Origin of the sequence: Paraperibacillus esterisolvens (genome assembly GCF_046237625.1) — a bacterium.
GTDB classification, from domain to species: Bacteria; Bacillota; Bacilli; order Bacillales; family DSM-1321; genus Paraperibacillus; species Paraperibacillus esterisolvens.
Map to the genome: position 1 here is coordinate 2,534,328 of NZ_CP143545.1, position 16,707 is coordinate 2,551,034.

13 protein-coding genes are annotated in these 16,707 nt (G+C 45.4%); 5 read left to right on the forward strand and 8 right to left on the reverse strand.

Annotation, left to right across the window (positions count from 1 at the left end; translation table 11 throughout):
• Window positions 1-2: 2 nt before the first annotated feature.
• From V1501_RS12800 to V1501_RS12810, 3 genes are all read left to right on the forward strand, one after another.
• The gene (locus V1501_RS12800; protein WP_409288649.1) at window positions 3-785 is read left to right on the forward strand and encodes an alpha/beta fold hydrolase; all 783 of its coding nucleotides are present in this window, start codon (window positions 3-5) and stop codon (window positions 783-785) included.
• Between the two features lie 61 nt (window positions 786-846).
• Entirely contained in the window at window positions 847-1,347 is a 501-nt protein-coding gene (locus V1501_RS12805) for a DUF3231 family protein (RefSeq protein WP_409288651.1), read from the forward strand.
• A gap of 48 nt (window positions 1,348-1,395) precedes the next feature.
• Window positions 1,396-2,613 (forward strand): MFS transporter, encoded by a 1,218-nt coding sequence (locus V1501_RS12810; RefSeq protein WP_409293344.1) that lies wholly within the window; start codon window positions 1,396-1,398, stop codon window positions 2,611-2,613.
• A 2-nt stretch (window positions 2,614-2,615) separates the two neighbouring features.
• Here V1501_RS12810 and V1501_RS12815 read toward each other — a convergent pair whose 3' ends face one another.
• Window positions 2,616-3,221 carry a YitT family protein gene (locus V1501_RS12815; protein WP_409288652.1) on the reverse strand — a complete coding sequence of 202 codons (606 nt, stop codon included), beginning with the start codon at window positions 3,219-3,221 and terminating at the stop codon, window positions 2,616-2,618.
• 231 nt (window positions 3,222-3,452) lie between these two features.
• On the opposite strand from V1501_RS12815, the gene V1501_RS12820 reads away from it, so the two are divergent.
• The gene (locus tag V1501_RS12820; RefSeq protein ID WP_409288654.1) at window positions 3,453-3,770 is read left to right on the forward strand and encodes a YqhV family protein; all 318 of its coding nucleotides are present in this window, start codon (window positions 3,453-3,455) and stop codon (window positions 3,768-3,770) included.
• Between the two features lie 22 nt (window positions 3,771-3,792).
• Here V1501_RS12820 and V1501_RS12825 read toward each other — a convergent pair whose 3' ends face one another.
• Window positions 3,793-4,689, reverse strand: a complete 897-nt coding sequence (locus V1501_RS12825) for a S1 RNA-binding domain-containing protein (RefSeq protein ID WP_409288656.1) — start codon at window positions 4,687-4,689, stop codon at window positions 3,793-3,795.
• Between the two features lie 516 nt (window positions 4,690-5,205).
• Window positions 5,206-6,246: a M42 family metallopeptidase gene (locus V1501_RS12830; protein ID WP_409293346.1), complete on the reverse strand. Its 1,041-nt coding sequence runs from the start codon at window positions 6,244-6,246 to the stop codon at window positions 5,206-5,208.
• 152 nt (window positions 6,247-6,398) lie between these two features.
• On the opposite strand from V1501_RS12830, the gene V1501_RS12835 reads away from it, so the two are divergent.
• Window positions 6,399-7,583 carry an alanyl-tRNA editing protein gene (locus V1501_RS12835; protein WP_409288658.1) on the forward strand — a complete coding sequence of 395 codons (1,185 nt, stop codon included), beginning with the start codon at window positions 6,399-6,401 and terminating at the stop codon, window positions 7,581-7,583.
• A gap of 218 nt (window positions 7,584-7,801) precedes the next feature.
• On the opposite strand, the gene V1501_RS12840 is transcribed toward V1501_RS12835, so the two are convergent.
• From V1501_RS12840 to V1501_RS12860, 5 genes are read right to left on the reverse strand one after another with little or no spacing between them, the layout of a single operon-like run.
• Window positions 7,802-10,654, reverse strand: a complete 2,853-nt coding sequence (locus V1501_RS12840; RefSeq protein ID WP_409288660.1) for an ATP-binding protein — start codon at window positions 10,652-10,654, stop codon at window positions 7,802-7,804.
• Complete coding sequence (locus tag V1501_RS12845) at window positions 10,632-11,012, reverse strand: response regulator transcription factor (protein WP_409288662.1); 381 nt, start codon at window positions 11,010-11,012, stop codon at window positions 10,632-10,634. Before V1501_RS12845 ends, V1501_RS12840 begins: the two co-directional genes overlap by 23 nt.
• A 45-nt stretch (window positions 11,013-11,057) precedes the next feature.
• Window positions 11,058-14,258, reverse strand: a complete 3,201-nt coding sequence (locus V1501_RS12850; RefSeq protein WP_409288664.1) for a hypothetical protein — start codon at window positions 14,256-14,258, stop codon at window positions 11,058-11,060.
• A complete protein-coding gene (locus V1501_RS12855) occupies window positions 14,255-15,661 on the reverse strand; it encodes a glycosyltransferase family 2 protein (RefSeq protein ID WP_409288666.1) in 1,407 nt (468 codons plus the stop codon). Before V1501_RS12855 ends, V1501_RS12850 begins: the two co-directional genes overlap by 4 nt.
• Window positions 15,661-16,704, reverse strand: coding sequence for a hypothetical protein (locus tag V1501_RS12860; protein WP_409288668.1), 1,044 nt, complete (start codon window positions 16,702-16,704; stop codon window positions 15,661-15,663). The genes V1501_RS12855 and V1501_RS12860 overlap by 1 nt, the downstream gene beginning before the upstream one ends.
• Window positions 16,705-16,707 lie beyond the last annotated feature (3 nt).

A 16,707-nucleotide genomic window follows, 5' to 3' on the forward strand; every position in this document is an offset into this window, starting at 1 on the left:
ATATGCTCAAACATCTAAAATACAATGGAAAGTTTATTTATTATGAAGAGGAAGGATCCGGTTCACCCGTTGTTTTCATCCATCCGCCCGGGGCGGGGAGAAAGCTTTTCCGGTCACAGGTGGCCAGTCTCAAAAACCGCTTCAGGGTCATTGTTCCGGATTTGGGGGGATATGGCGACAGTCAGGGGGGGACTCCGCCTTTGACTCTCACTGACAGAGTCACGGAGGTAGTCAGGGTGATAGAGATTCTGGGTTTATCTAAAGTGCATCTCGTGTCGTATGGATCCGGATGTGCAGCAGCTCAGATGCTTGCTGACACTTATCCCAATCTTATTAAATCGCTTACCCTGCTGGATGGATATGTGAAAGTGGAAGGGCTGCACAGGCTGTTTTTAAGGATAGGAATTAAACTTCTTGACTTAAATGAAGAGCTTGCCATCCATCTATATGCGAGACACCTGGCTACCGAAAAGGAATTTATCGAAACTCTAAAAAACCATATTAGAAAATCAGATATTCGTGTCTGGTTATCCGATTACCAGCAGCTAGCCGGCTTCAATTTTACATCCAGATTAAACAGCTTAAGGATGCCCGTGCTCCTGGTCCGCGGCGGCCAATATAGGAAGAATGCAGTACAGCCCTTTGAACAAGCAGCCGGCTGCAGGTCCCTTTGGGTACGCAAACGGAAAATCATTACTACGAATTGGGATATCATCAAAAATAATGTAGTTTCTTTTCTTGAAGAAGCAGAGGCAGCCAGTATCCCAACAGGCATGCGGCAATAGGAAATACATATTTATTAGGGTTCTTGTAATACTAACAATAAACTTTTAAAGGAGAATGAGTATGGGGATATTAAACGGCAATCCAAAGGATGAACCGCTTCATTCCGGTGAAGTATTTTATCTCTGGACAAACCTTTTTGAAACAAAGGCATTATTAGTCACTCTGCAGGTGCTGATTAATCATACCGGGGATCATGATTTGAAGCTGTTTCTGGGAGATTTGAAGGACAATTGTTTAAAGCCCGGGACAGATCAGGTCGAGAATATCCTGAAGGAAACAGGGATCAGGCTTCCACCGGCCCCCCCTGACAGGCCAAATGTTGAAGTTCAGGATATTCCTGCAGGAGCGAGATTCTATGATCCGGAAATCGCTGCGATGGTTTTAAAAGAAATAAATGGAGGTATGCTGACAGCCTCCATGATCATGGGTTTATCCATCCGCAAGGACATCACCGAACTGTTTGATACCACACATTCGCAGCTGGCTGAATATGCCGGGAAACTGCTGGATGTCACTAAGGATAAAGGCTGGATTGTCCCGCCGCCTCTTATGGTTAAATGATGCGCAGTCAGAAATGGAGTGAATATATTGGCAACATCTAATAAAGGCATGTCTGTGGCTGCTATCGGTTCGATTCCGCTCATCATGACACTCGGGAACTCGATGCTCATCCCGATCCTGCCTGCCATGAAATCCTCTCTTAAGCTGACTGCCCTGCAAGTCAGTCTTACAATTACCGTATTTTCCATTGCGGCCGCAATCTGCATTCCCATTTTCGGTTATCTTTCAGACAGGCTGTCAAGGAAGATCATCATTATTCCCGCGTTGATCTTGTATGGTGCCGGGGGCCTTCTTGCGGGTTTTGCTTCAGCTGCACTGGAAAGCCCCTATATATGGATTCTGGGCGGCAGGCTTCTTCAGGGCATCGGGGCGGCTGGGACTGCTCCAATTGCAATGGCTCTTGCGGGTGATTTATTCAAAGGAAGCGAGCAAAGCAGGGTGCTGGGACTTGTGGAAGCCTCGAACGGATTCGGCAAGGTGCTCTCCCCTATACTCGGTTCGTTGTTCGGTATAATTGTTTGGTATGCACCCTTTTACGCTTTTCCTGTTTTTTGTGTACTTTCAATTTTGCTGACTTCTTTCTTCATTCATGAAAGTAAGAATAGAAAAGCACCGCCCCCGGCGGGACAATATTTTCTAGGCATTAAAACAGTATACAAAAAAGATTGGAGATGGCTCCTGGCTACCTATCTTGCGGGTGCGGTCTGTTTGTTCTCGCTCTTTGGAATCCTATTTTACCTCTCTGATATTCTTGAGAAGACCTATGCAATTGATGGTGTCAAAAAGGGGCTGATTCTTGCCGTTCCCCTTCTCGTTTTGTGTGCGTCTTCCTATATCACTGGAAGCCGTATCGGAAAGAACCTTGAATTAATGAAAAAATTGATAATAACTGGTTTCATATGCATGGCTTTGTCATACAGCCTTCTTGTTTTTGTGAAATCTTTGGTGCCTTTCCTGTTTATCCTGATTATCTCAAGCTTTGGCACCGGGCTGATTCTTCCGTGCGTAAACACCCTGATAACTGGCTCAGTTGGAAGCGAATATAGAGGATTTGTTACATCAATTTACAGTTCAGTAAGGTTTCTGGGTGTCGCAATAGGACCGCCGGTCTTTACCAGGCTTATTGACTGGTCAAGGACAGGAATGTTCCTTTCACTCGCATGCCTGACATTGCTTGTAGGACTGGCAGCAGTCTTTATGATTCATGTCAAAGGTAAAGACGGGACACCAAATACAAAAACAAAGGTACGCTATGACTATATATGAGTTCATTTTTTTCTTCTCCAGGTCAGGCTGTATGCCTGGCCTGGATTCATTTTTCCGAGAAAGTCGACGATGACAGTCGAAATATATTGGCTTGTCAGTGCCTGTATGATAATTTCCCACTTGATGATGGAGGCGGTCAGGAGGAATATAAAGCCGTTAATCAGAAAAAGCGGCTTACCAGGAAGAGTGTTTCTAGAATTTGAAATGATGAGAGCAATAACTCCCACCCCTCCATTTGAAACACCTTCCCGCAGCAGCAGGCCGACACCAATACCCAGGAATATAGATCCCAGCAGCAAATCAGCGATGAGATTCCGCACTGGTATTTCTATCAGTGCCTGAAATATAAAAATAGCACAAGATGTGCCTGATATTGAAAAGATTGTCCATGCGGTGCTTCTTCCTCCTAAAAATCTGATTGCGAGCAACATCATTAAGAGATTAACGAGCCAGAGAGCAATACCTATATTGAGGGGAAACCAGTAATTTATGATAACCGCAAGACCACCGGCTCCGCCTGAGGGAATGGCATGCGGAAACAAAAAAACTCCCATACCAAAACCCTGGATCACAGCTCCTGCAGCCACCATGCATCCTTTTCTCCACATAACACCGCTTCCCATTCCTGTAAAATAAAAAAAGCTTGTCCATTCCTGACATTCTATTCATGCTGAACCCTTTATATGTTTGTCTCCACATCTCAGGCAGGGCTTTTTCTCTAACAATTTCTATAAGACCATCAACTCTCCTTTAGTGCCGGTGCCACTATAACAGGGGCTGCATTACCTGATTTTTTACAGATTGGGACGAACCCGGACTATATGCAGGGGATAGACCATATGCTTTCTATAAGCAACCTGAAATGGAGGTCTGTGAACTACATGTTCCCATTTATAGAAAAGGCTCTTCTTGCCATGATTCTGCTGCGGTTTATATCAGGCTGTACCGAAATAACTGCCGCCCTTTTGATGCTAAAATTCAATAGTCTTGAGAAGGCTTTTAACATTAATGCAATCCTGGCACTTATAGGGCCTGCTGTCCTGATCATGACTACGATAATTGGAATTTTTGGATTAACGGGCAGAATCTCATTCCTTAAAACATTTTGCATACTCACAGGAATCTTATTTATCATCACCGGCCTCAGAAGCAAATAAAAAAGCTAGAAGATAAAGTCTTCTAGCCTTGCTTCGGATGAAGTTCCACGGAATAGGTCCAGCCGTCTTCCTGATAGATCTGCCCTTCTTTCATCAGCTTGCCCAGTGCCCGTTTGAAAGAAGCCTTGCTTATCCCGAACCTTGTCTTTATTTCGTCCGGATCGCTCTTGTCGCTGAACGGCATGGCTCCGTTTCTGGACATTAAGTATTCCAAAATGACTTCAGCATCTCCGCCCAGCTTCTCTTGTTTCCTTGGCAGCAGGGAGATATTAAGAGAACCGTCCTCCTTTACCTCGATGACACGTCCTTCTACTTTTTGGCCAAGCCGCGGCTCCTTCTTCCGTTCGCTTTCATGGATGAAGCCACGGTAGCCTTCATCCGTAATGACAAATGATCCTGCCCTGAGCAGCCTGTATACAGTTCCTGCAACGTTTTGGTTGTTCATCGTGAACAGGGCCCTTGATGCTGTTTCACTTATAATCTCCTCAGTCGCCGGCTTGCCGAAAAGGCGGCCGCTGCGGTCTGTCTTCAATGTGATATAGAGCCTGTCGCCCGGCTCCGGCCAAAGATCTTCAATCAGAGGAAGATCATCCAGTGAAACGAGCAAATCCTTTGAAATCCCAATATTGACGAACACGCCAAGATCAAATCTTACTTCCACGACTTCTGCCCAGTCATATTTCCCCTCCTGGACAGAAGGGATCCTCATGGTTGAAGACAGCCGCCCCTGCTTATCATTGTAGAGAAACACTTCAACTTCATCTCCAAGCTCCAAATGGCCCTCGATCTCTGTTTTATGTAAGAGTACACTCTCATCCTCTTCATTTGTCAAGAAAAATCCGAAGGGAGTTTCACCACCGGCACTGGCTTCCCGGTCGACCTTTAATGAAACAATTGCCCCAGGTTCTAGATACGCCATCCTTCAATACCTCCTTTATCTATTTTAACCCATTTTTATCTTACTTAAAGAAGTACGTTCTATAATCTACCACTTTTCCTCAAGGCTGTATAGGTCTTACAGCCTTTTTATCTTTTGAAATAGAGGTCATACTTGCATTCAATCTTATCTCTTTTATTATTTACTAAGGCTGGATCTCATGATACCTTATATTGCCCGGTGTGAACACATGCTCTTACATTCCTTTTAATATCTTTTTCATATGTTTCGTCCTGTCATAAATATGAATTATAGCTGAATTTTCCGGATTTCAATCGACGCCGTTTTTCCTAATCTTCCCTTCAAAGGGGTTTTTTATGAATCAAAGTACGGTACAGTGATGCCAGAAGGCCTAGAAGGAACTGTATGGCTGAGGATGAATGCCTGCCAGAAAATATCGCCGTCTATTCTACCGGGAATAAAATAACAGCCCATAGACTTTTTTGTCTACGGGCATCGGTTAAGCGCGTTTGCAAGTACCTCATTATATTGGGGGACTTACGCCAAATCTGAAAAGATATAATGATACAGCAGATTCGCAGTGTGCTTAAGGGATGAAACATGAGTTCTCTCGAAAGCATGGGAAGCGTCAATGCCTGGGCCGATGAGTCCGTGCACAACATCATGACCTGCCATAATGGCTGCTGTGGCGTCAGATGTATAATAAGGGTAGATATCGACTTTGTAATCAATGTTATTCTTCTTCGCTAGCTCCACCAGATGCTGGCGGAGTTTGTAGTTATAAGGTCCGCTGGAATCTTTGGCACAGATGGAGACACTGTATTCATCCGTTTCCTGGCCGTCACCGATTGCACCCATATCGACGGCTAAATACTCGATCGTCTCGGCGGGAATATTGGAATTGCCTCCATACCCTATTTCTTCATTATTTGAAATCAAAAAATGGGTGGTATATGGCAGCTCGGCCTTTTCTTCACTGACCAGCTGCATCAGATGGAGCAGGATTCCCACACTTGCCTTGTCATCGAGGTGCCTGGACTTTATGAATCCGCTCTCTGTGATAATTGTCCTCGGTTCAAACGATACAAAATCCCCTACAGATATCCCGAGTTCTTCCGTTTCCTCCCGTTTTTTTACAGGCTCATCTATCCTCACTTCCATGGAATCATCATCGCGCTTCAGTTCGCCTGAATTTTTGTAAACATGCGCAGCTGTCTCGTGAATAAGGATGGTTCCTGTATATACTTTTCCGCCGGCAGTGTGTATCTTGCAATACTCTCCCTCCACCGCATTCCAATGAAAGCCTCCTATTTTTGAAAGCTTTAGTCTGCCGCTCGCTTTAATCTCCTTTACAACAGCACCGAGGGTATCCACATGGGCTGTCAGCATACGGTGCCTGCTGCTGTCACGGCCTTCAATGGTCGCAATCAAGGCTCCTTTATTTGAAAGGCGGTGCTTGATTCCCATCTTCTCAAGGATTGCGGAAGTATGCGCGACCGCATCCTGTGCAAAACCTGATGGAGAAGGAATGGCTGTCAGTTTTTCTATGTATTTCAAAATTTCTTTTTCATTTACAATCATGGCTTGCAGCTCCTCTTGTTTATATTTTCCTTTTTAGTTTATAGTATTTAATGAGAATTAAAAACCTTTTCAAATCTGTTTTTAGAGGCATGCCCCGAAAAATGGTATACTCTATCCCATAGAACTAATGACAAGGGGAATGAAGTTAAATGACTGTAAAATTATTTTATTTGGAGCCGGAATTGACAGAATGGCATACAACGGTTACCCATACTGAAAAAGAAGAGGGATACTACATGATCTCCCTGGCAGAAACCGCATTTTATCCTGAAGGGGGCGGACAGCCTGCCGATTCCGGCGAAATTGATGGAATTCCTGTGTTGGATGTTGTAGAAAGAGACGGCATTATCCAGCATAAGCTCAATAGTATACCCAGAGACGGGGAAGTCGTTTGCCGCCTCAACCGGGAAAGACGGACTGAACATACACAGCATCATTCCGGCCAGCATCTTCTTTCGGCGGTATGCCAGCAATTGTACGGCTATGAAACTATCAGCTTCCATCTTGGAAGAGATTCAGTGACCATCGATCTTGACACGCCTGAGCTGAGCACTCAGCAGCTGAATGAAATTGAGAATATGGCCAATTCTTATATTATGGAGAACAGGCCCGTCTCCGCTTTTCAGGTAGGATATGAAGAAATGAAAAAACTTCCTCTGCGTAAGCTGCCTAAGGTCACAGAAGATATCAGAATCGTTACAATTGAAGGAATCGATGTGTCGGCATGCTGCGGCACTCATGTAGCACGCACAGCGGAAATCGGCATACTGAAGCTTCTCAAGACGGAAAAGCAGCGCGGCAAAACCAGGCTCCACTTCATTTGCGGGAGGAGGGCACTTAAAGCTTTTCAGGAACTCCACCTCACAATGTCTGCACTGGCATCCCGATTCAGCACCAGCACGAGCGAAGTGTTGAAAAAAGCTGTCAGGCTTGAAGAGGATCTTGCAGCCGCCCATAAAGAAATCACCCGCTTACAGGCAGAAAATCTGGACTACCTGGCAGCAGGGATCATCCATGAGCAGAACGGGAACATCATCGAATATGAGTCTGACGATGTGAAAGATTCACACCAGGCGTTATGCCGAAAGCTCGCAGATCAATCCAGCCGGCCTGCGCTGGTAACCAATGCACGGGAATGCCGCCTGTTTATAGCAGTGCCCGATTCGTCCAGCCTTCCCTTGGCAAAATGGTTTAAGGAAAATCTCCGTTCGTTCAATGGCAGGGGCGGCGGAAGTGCTACCGCAGCACAGGCTGTCTTCAGCTCTGAGAAAGACCTTCTCCTTTGTATCCATGCACTGAAAAGCGCTGTGATTAAATCCGCATCCGTATTTTAACGCTATACAAAAAACGGCCGATTCAAACCGGCCGTTTTCTTTTGTGAAAAAGGGGGGCAGCTGCAAGTTTACTCTCCCGCAGCTTAGTGTGACCATCATTTATCTTGCTGGCATATCGGCCTGCGCCTTACTCCGCTCCACTGCCCTATTGCGTTTGTTCCTGCTCATGTCCAGGTTCCTTTTCCATGCATGGGCTGCGAGAAGGAAACCCTTGTTTTTTATGAGCTTTTACGGGGAATATGGATTTCCCCCTGCTGCTCCTTCTTTTCGAGCGCCTCTTTTATGGTTGAGGAAAGCATGCTCAGTTTATATGGCTTAACCAGGTATTCATCAGCACCAAGGGATAACCCCCGCTCCTTTTCCTCCAGGGCTGATGAGATAAAGATTGGCAGATTTTTCAGCCGTGCATCCGCTTTGACCAGCTTCATTATGTCCCATCCGTCCATGGAACTGCCGCTGAGACCGATATCAAGGACAAGCGCTGCCGGTGGTTCCCCGATATTCAGGGCGTCTGCCGCTTCCTCTCCCCTATTGAAATGTTCAACAGAGAACCCCTTTTCCTGAAGTTCACTCATCAGGAGTTCAGAAAGGCTCCTGTCATCCTCTATCAGCATGATTTTAACTCCGTCTGAAGAAATGGCAGTTCTTTTTTCCTCATAAGCAAGCGGCAGGGAAACAGTAAAAACACTGCCTTTCCCAAATTCTGATTCAACCGTGATATCACCGGAATGAGCTTTTACAATTTCCTGAACGATGGCCAGTCCGAGTCCAGTCCCGCCAATCTTCCTTCGGTCAGTATTATCGACACGATAAAACTTTTGGAAAAGCTTCCCCAGCGAATCCTCAGGGATCCCGAGTCCTTCATCTTTTATACTTGTTTTTAAGAAAGGACCATCCCTGTAGACGGTAATTTCTATCCTTCCTCCACCGGGGCTGTACTTTACCGCATTGCCAATCAGGTTAGTAAACACCTGTTCCAATTTCTCCGGATCAGCGTACACCACTTCCCTTTCATCCCTTAAATCAAGGGAAATCGTATGGCCGGCGGCATGTACCTGATGCTTTTCTATCACTTTTTCCAGGATTTCATCCAGTTGTGTAGAGATCCTTTCATAGCTTTGTTTTCCGGATTCCATGCGCTGTACATCCAGAAAATCATTGATCAGGCCGGTCAGGCGCTTGGCTTCACTCAGAATGGTTGCAAGGTATTTCTTTTGTCTATCAGGCTTCAATTCTTTAGTGAGCATCAGCTCTGTAAAGCCAAGGACACTGGCAAGCGGCGTCCTTAATTCATGGCTTACTGTACTCACAAACTCCGATTTCATCCGGTCTATTTCAAATTCATTCGTAATATCCCTATGAACCAGCACAGTACCTGCTTTTTCATTGCCGCTGAATACATTTTCACTGTACACCTTAAAGACTTGATTGCTGTCCTTTAGAGAATAGATCAATGAGTTTTCCTCATGTACCCTTGACTCACACTCTATTGCATTCTTAACAAACTTGATAAATTCTTCGAACTCAGCGATGTATGGATTCATGATTGCTGACCAGTCTGAGAAGGTCAGCCCAGAAACCGTTTTACCGCCAAAAAAGCGGTCGCCCAGCTGTTTGTTCATCTGGACGATGCTGCCGCCGGTATCCAGCAGCTGAATTCCTTCCTGGACAGAATTGATGATATTTTGATTCAGCTTCCGATCTTCTTCTGACTTTTGATATAAAGCAATTTTCTCTAAAGAAATGCCTGTCTGTTTAGCCAGCGCTTTATATTCATGCTGAAGACTTTCCGGAAATGGAGATCCAAGGCGGCTGAATACCATGATTGCCGTCACGGCATGAAGGGAGGAGATGACCGGGACATACAGGTCATAGCTGTAAAGCACACCTTCATGAAAGCCTTTTTCCTCTGGCTCCTGTTCCCTTTTTATCATGAAAGACTCCTGATCCTTTAATAGCTTCTGATTCAATCCATTGAAAATATTGGCCCGGAATTGAGCGACTCCCCGTTTAGAGACTCCATAAGCTGAAAAAGAGTCCTCATGCAGCAGCGTAATGATCCCTTTGTCTGCCCCGATGAGCTGACACATGTTTTTGATGATGCTGTCAAGCACGTCCTGCTTATCCAGAGAATTGGATATTCTATTGATCAGCTCATTGCGCCTGTTCAGGTTGATTTCATTATCCCTCAGCACATCGAGCGTATATTGCAGTTCATCCTGCTGGGCCTGCAGTTCATCCTGCTGGGCAGAAAGTTCCTCGTTCTGTGCAACAAGGTCCTTCTCTTTATCCTGTAGTGTGGCTACCATCTTATTGAACGCGCTGCTGAGTATACCAAGTTCATCTTCACGCTTGTTCATGGCAAGGGAAGCTCCCCGGCCGAGGGCAATTTCATTAGCGGCTTCCGCTATCTGTGAGAGGGGCTGGCCAACTCTCTGGATCATCGTCTTAAGGATAAAATATACCACCACTGAAATGATCAAAATAAAACTGATGAAATATCTCTGAAGGATCCCCTGGCTCTTTGTAAGCTCATTCATCCTGCTCTCTAATCTGTCATCAAGATCCGTTTGATAATCATCCAGTTCATTCTGAAACGAATTGACCCTCGCTGTGCTCTCTTTTGCAGCAAGCTCCACCACTCTTTCCTTATGGCCCTCATTCACATCCTTGATTACAATAGGGATCGTATCAATGAAATAGTATTTGTAAAATGCCCTTATCCCTGATGCCATCTCCTTGTCCCGCCTTGTGGATGCCGCCTGCTTTAACTCCCGGACTTTTAAATCGATTTCTTCTTTCTGCTTCATGGCACTTTGGAGGAGCTGTCTATTATCAAATGCGAGATATCCCCGCATATCAAAAAAAGCACGGTTGAAGCGGCTGTTAATATCAGTCGAAAGCTTTTCCATACGGACGATCTGCTGTCTGTCTTCGTAAAAGGATGTATTTAAAGAGTCCTGGAAATAGAGCAGCAGGCTTGAGCCGGCAACAAAGAAGATGATGAATGCAGCCATCGACACCCCAAATTGTCTGGAGAGACTTTTCCTAACAGGCTGGAGGCGCTTCATTGATAATCTCCCCGACCTTTTCTAGCAGCTTCAGGGGGCTGAAAGGCTTTGCCATAAAATAATCCGCCCCTGCATCCAATATCTTCTGCTGTTCAAACTGCTGGCTCTTGGCTGACAGCATCAATATTTTGATGCCCTCCCCTTTTTCTGAGCGCCTGATCTTTTCTATCACCTCAAGCCCGCTGTATACGGGCATCATATAATCCACAATCAACAGATCATACTCGTTTGCATGGAACAGCTCGACCGCCTCCCCGCCATCGGCAGCCTCGTCCACCAGATACTCTTCATCCTCTAATGTATCCACAACAAGCATGCGCAGCACTTCCTCATCCTCCGCCAGTAAAATCCGCTTCAAATCCAACACCCTTTCTTTCATGCAGGGGTCTGGCCCCATTTTCGATTATTTCCCGGAATACGCCTTTTTCATGATATAGTAGGACTGTTTAAGGCGTTCATGATAGCTTGGCGTATCCCACTTTTTCCATTTAACTCCTGTAAAGGCAAGTTCTTTTTTCATTCCGCTGCGACCCTTTTTATCCGTCATGAGTGCCAGATTGAATTCGGGGATGGTAACCGATGCTTCCATCCCTTTTGCCCACATATTCCCCATAATCTCTCCAGTGCTCGGATCCTTCACATTGAGCAGCGCCCATGGTATCCTCATTTCCATTAAAGTCTGGTTCTTGCTCAAGGCTATATCAGTAAGCGAATTATAGTCTTTAGCTGATGGATCTCCATTGCCAAATGTAAGCTTACCTGTTTCATAGTCCTGAAATGGCACCTCTTGTTTTTTATCGGGAATAACCAGCGGTTTGTTTAGGGCAAGCCGAATTGGGTGAAAGACATCATTGTCTTTATCTGCCGCATACGCCGCTTTTGGAATCAATCCCAATTGCTCGCCATATTGGTAATAGAAGGTATCATAATAGCTGTCCACCATCAGCCTTGCACTATCCTTGCTTTTAATTTCAGCAAGGAAATCTACGCCCTTCTGCGTCCTGACAGAGGCATGCGGCAATTTAACCGTTTGTTTCCCCTGTCCCCCAATTGTGTCAAACATAATGTATACATCCTCATTGTTGAAATCAAGGGGCTTCTTGAACGCTGCTTTAATATATACATACCCTTCGTCAGCAGAGACCATTACGCTTTCAATCTCATCATCAGCCGGCTTAAAGTCGGCAGCTTTACCGCCAGCGGATGCCCAGTCTCTGTCAGATCCATCCACCGCGATCGATGCGCCTTCTTTTCCCGGGTCAAAGCTAAGCAGTCCAAAGTGTTGTTCATTGGTCTGAACATTATTCCAGAACGGCCTCCTATCAGGGTTATCAGCGTCCATGGTATTCCAGGTCCTCTTGAACCATTCATCCTGCCATGTAAATACAAGCCCCCCTGCATAGCCTGTCTTACGGATCGATTTATAAAGCCGGCTGTCAATCCTTCCCTGTTCTTCCTCCGAGTGATTTCCCTGATTCATGCCTCCCGCACTCCTGTGTGTCATGCCCCTGGATCCAGGGACCCCAAATTCTGCCACGAGCACGGGCATCGTATGCTCCTTGATCAAATCCCGTAAGTAGCCTTCATAATTATTCTTCTTCCCATCTTGATCGCGATACTGCACATACCGATTCTCATAATTTAGGAAATCAGGATAATATGGATAAATATGATAAGATGCGAACATTCCTGCCTTAAAGGCGGTTTCTTTTTTGATATGGCCCGGATTTACAGAAACAAGGTCCTCATTCACGGAAGGCTCCGATGGATGACTCAGCAGGTCAGTCGTCACCCAATTCGTGAAACTTATTGAATGCTGCCATCCGTACTTTTCCTTTTCATATGCTGCCGTATAATCCATCATTCCGGCCAGCCAGCTTTCAAAAGGAGAGGCGCCTTCACCGGAGCTGAAATACATGCCCTTATAAGGCTTTCGCCCTTCATTTTTCTGATTGGTGTGATAAACAGCCTGAGGATCCCACTCAATGCCGAGGATAAACCCAAGCACATAAGGGGAGATATCCCATTTATAGTTTCCAGAGGCATGTCCAGCCCGTTCACCCAGTTTTGCCTGACCATGAACGGCGTCAGTAATCTGTCTGATATTCTCTTTAAATACCGATGATTGTCCTCCGGAGAACATATTCTGTGTTTTAACCAGTTTTTCTTCCTCAATCCAGACACCATGCAGCAGATAAAGGGGCTTTTCTGCCTGTTTGTTATATTCATAGAATGCCTGGTAAAAGGCAGGGGGATGCAAGGTGTAGACTCTGATTGTATTAGCATTCATTCTGCCTATCTGTTTGAACCAGCGCAGATACTCACCTTTTGTGATGGCAGTTTCCCCTGGGAAATAGCCGGGCTTGGAAATACCCATATTGACCCCTTTTACAGGCATATCCACCCACTTTCCTTTTCTTAGAATCTGGACAAATTCCTTGCCGCTCTTGGTGTTAAACTTCACTCCTTTTTCTGTTTTTATTTCAGCCGCTTGCTGCCTGACTGTCTGGTGCAGACCTTTTTCAAGAATCCCCTGCATCAACGGCACATATGACTCCCAAAAGAATGATTGTCCGGTTAAGCGTTTTAAGGCTGTTGTGCCGGTTGTCTGGTAGATTCCCGGCACCTCTTCTTCATCTGCAAAATCACCGGCAAAATAATAAGAATTATAACCTGCATTTTTTTGGTGGAGGATCGCCGGAAACTTTAACGGAATTCCCTCACTCTTTAATCTATTTTCGGCTTTTTTCTTAACAGGGATTTCATATTGAGCCAGTGTTTCTGTCCCTGGCTCAGGTTCTATCACATCAAACCAATACCCATATCGGGCTTTCAGGTTTTTACCAGCAAGTTCGCGCCCTTTAGGAGTCAAGGTGAAGCTCAACCCATTTTTGGCAGTGAGGCTCGTCTTGGGAAGCACTACAAGGCGGCCAGTCCTATTTACAAACAAAAAGCCTTCACCTGTGTAATTCCACTGTTTTCCATTCTGTTCCTTATAGCTCGACCTGGCCCATTCAGGGACTTCCCTGCCCTCTAAATCGGAGAAATACCTGCCAATCCAGCCCTGCCACTTAATTCCGAGTAAACTCTCCATCCTTTGTTTCACTTCATCATCTGCCGGACTTGCAAAAGTATTAAATTCTGCGATTAATGTTTTTTTACTCCCGGATAGTGCACTTTCCAGCTTTGAAATTTCCTTGCGGGTGAGTCCGCCGTAAAGAAGGCCGCTGCCCTTCTTTGAGCTGTTAACATCATCATTATAAACTCCGTATTGATCAGCCAAATATATCAGATCATAGGAATCCAGGTTTTCTGGAAGCGTGCTTATACGGTGCTTTCCATTTTCACCTGGTTTATAACCCCTGTAATCCCGTTCAAGCCTGTACGGCTGTCCATCTTCTTTCTTATATTTTCCGTTGTTAAGTATCCACATGAGTCCCTTATGCTCTCTATAGGAAGTGTCAGAAACTGTCTTATCAACAACCAGGACATCGAGCTCCTTCGTGCCCTTTAGCTGCCAGAGCCAAAAAGGACTGGTCAAAAGAAGAAGGAGGAGGACTAAATAGCTCCAGAAAAAAACATGCTGTTTTGTGATGCGCCTCATTTGGAAACCCCTTTTCTTTTCATATCGCCCCAGCTCACATCTCCTTTGATGATTTGGATGATTCCTTCAAATCTCCATAGAACAGTCAATGGACGGTACCATAATGTTTCGGTGACCGAATAAAAAAACAGCTTGACCAAATGGGAGATTCTCGGGTATTTCCTCAGGCTCCATTCCTCCAGGAGAACAGACGCCATTGAAAAGATAGATCCGTATAAACAGGAAAGAAGAAAAATCAATATCGCAAATTCCATATAAATTCCGCCAAGGAACAGTGCGAGTATGATATAGAGATATCCTGTGAGCTCTACGATGGGTCCAAGGAATTCTACAATCCAGAAATATGGGAACGAGATGAATCCAATAGAGCCGTATTTTGGGTTAAAGACCATGTTCCTATGATTCGAGAGGCTCTCAAACAGCCCCCGGTGCCATCTGCTCCTCTGTCTCCTCAGGTATTTCATTTCCTCCGGCACCTCGGTCCAACAGACCGGGTCTGGGATGTAGACAATCCTTTTCCTTTGCCCTTTTTCCTTAATCAGCCGGTGCAGCCGGACTACAAGCTCCATGTCCTCTCCGACGGTATCCCTTTTATAGCCTCCTGCATCAATGACCCATTTCTTGGAAAAGACACCGAAAGCTCCAGAAATGATCAAAAGCAGATTATGCCGGCTTAGGCCAATTCTCCCCATGAGGAACGCCCGCAGATATTCGATTGTCTGCATGATGACCAGGGGGTTCCTCGACAGGCCGACCTTTAAGATATTTCCATTTTCAATTTCGCACCCATTCGCGATCCGGATGCTTCCTCCTGAGGCAATGACTTCTTCATTTGATTGGATGATCGGCTTCATCACCTTGATAAATGCATCTCTCTCAAGGATGGAATCGCCATCCAGGGAACAAAAATACGGGAAGCTGGAAAGATTCAAGCCCGCATTCAGCGCATCTGCTTTCCCTCCGTTGTCTTTATCTATCAGATAAAGATGCGGCAGCATTTCAGACTGGTAAACTGCTCTTACCTTCTTTGCCGGCACCTGCTGCCTGATTGCCTTGTTAATTTCTTTCATCCCGTAATGCCTGATCATCGTTTCCAAAGTCGAATCTTTAGATCCATCATTGACTACGATAATTTCAAACTCTGGATAGTTTATTCCGAGCAGCGAGCGGACACTTGGAATGATGCCTGCTTCTTCATTGTAAGCCGGCACAATGATGGAGACCGGCCTGGTGAAATTCTCATTCTCATATTCTTCATAGGCGAGGTCTGTATCCAGGTTGTATTCCTTCCTCAGCTGTAACATGGAGATGAACAAAATGACAGAATAGAAGCTGATGACTATTATCATGTAAACTGCTATGAAAATACCAAAGTAAAAGGCCGCTGCAGACCATATATCCATCAATGAACCTCTCCTTTGTTCATCCATTCCCATGCCATATCTCTCGCATATGGATCTGAATCATTTTGGTAGATAGATAGTAGAAGATCATCCCCCTGGGGATATTGCTTGATAGCACCGCCAGCCTGGAAACGGACCCACCAGCTGGAATCACGGAGCAGGCCGGAAAGGACACTGAGTAGTGAACCGTCCCGCACCACCCCAAAAAGCCGGGCGGCGAGCATCCTTTCCTGCCATTCAGAAGAAGCGGCATATGGGAGGTAATGTGTCACATCACTGACATACCCTATATTCACAAGTGCCTTGAATGCACGTATTCTTGTCTCCCCTGCATGAATATCAATGGCCTGCTCTAAAAAGCCGGTATATTCCAGCTTTTTGTCCATTCCAATGGTATCCAGCAGGGCATTCTGCAGAGGCTGCGGGCATTTATCAAAAGAATCCATGAGCCTTTCAAATAAGACAGCTGGAAGCCTGGACAGGATATTTCTATATTCAAATTGGGGCAGAGTCCGGCCAGACTCCATTAAACGGGCTGCCGCTTCCTCATGCCCAAAAGAAGCTAGAATGCGCAGGCTATAATTTTTTTCTGCATCAGAACTTATTTTCTTTTTTAACAGAAACAGCACGTCATCTTCCAGTGCCTTCAGACTGAAGAGATCAATGTGGAAAAGCGAATTCATCCTCCGGCTCCAGTGCATGCTTTTCAGTTTCCTGGAATAATCCCGGCTGAGATGGATTTCAGCCAAAGCTGTGATGTTTTCTCTTACACCGCTTCCTTCAAGTACTGATGCATAGCCGCTCAGACTTTCCTCAAGCGCCCTTTTTTCGATATTCGAATCCGCCTTGATTTCTCCTATACTCTGTCCGGTTAAAAGTATGTCCAGCACTGCCGGATTAAGGTTTTCTTTATATTTGTCCACTTTTCTCCTCAACGAATTCTCCCTCGTTTTTCTTATAACCAGATACAGAAGCATGATTGAGAGAATAATAGTTATGAGCAGGGCTGCAGCTGTCAATATGGCAATCTCGTCTTTAATCATGGG

Bases quoted from the DNA above. Each gene is read 5' to 3' on its own strand.
- V1501_RS12835 (WP_409288658.1), top strand. From the start codon at position 6,399: ATGACTGTAAAATTATTTTATTTGGAGCCGGAATTGACAGAATGGCAT.
- V1501_RS12805 (WP_409288651.1), top strand. From the start codon at position 847: ATGGGGATATTAAACGGCAATCCAAAGGATGAACCGCTTCATTCCGGT.
- V1501_RS12810 (WP_409293344.1), top strand. From the start codon at position 1,396: ATGTCTGTGGCTGCTATCGGTTCGATTCCGCTCATCATGACACTCGGG.
- V1501_RS12855 (WP_409288666.1), bottom strand. From the start codon at position 15,661: ATGGATATATGGTCTGCAGCGGCCTTTTACTTTGGTATTTTCATAGCA.
- V1501_RS12815 (WP_409288652.1), bottom strand. From the start codon at position 3,221: ATGTGGAGAAAAGGATGCATGGTGGCTGCAGGAGCTGTGATCCAGGGT.
- V1501_RS12840 (WP_409288660.1), bottom strand. From the start codon at position 10,654: ATGAAGCGCCTCCAGCCTGTTAGGAAAAGTCTCTCCAGACAATTTGGG.
- V1501_RS12825 (WP_409288656.1), bottom strand. From the start codon at position 4,689: ATGGCGTATCTAGAACCTGGGGCAATTGTTTCATTAAAGGTCGACCGG.
- V1501_RS12820 (WP_409288654.1), top strand. From the start codon at position 3,453: ATGCTTTCTATAAGCAACCTGAAATGGAGGTCTGTGAACTACATGTTC.
- V1501_RS12800 (WP_409288649.1), top strand. From the start codon at position 3: ATGCTCAAACATCTAAAATACAATGGAAAGTTTATTTATTATGAAGAG.
- V1501_RS12860 (WP_409288668.1), bottom strand. From the start codon at position 16,704: ATGATTAAAGACGAGATTGCCATATTGACAGCTGCAGCCCTGCTCATA.
- V1501_RS12850 (WP_409288664.1), bottom strand. From the start codon at position 14,258: ATGAGGCGCATCACAAAACAGCATGTTTTTTTCTGGAGCTATTTAGTC.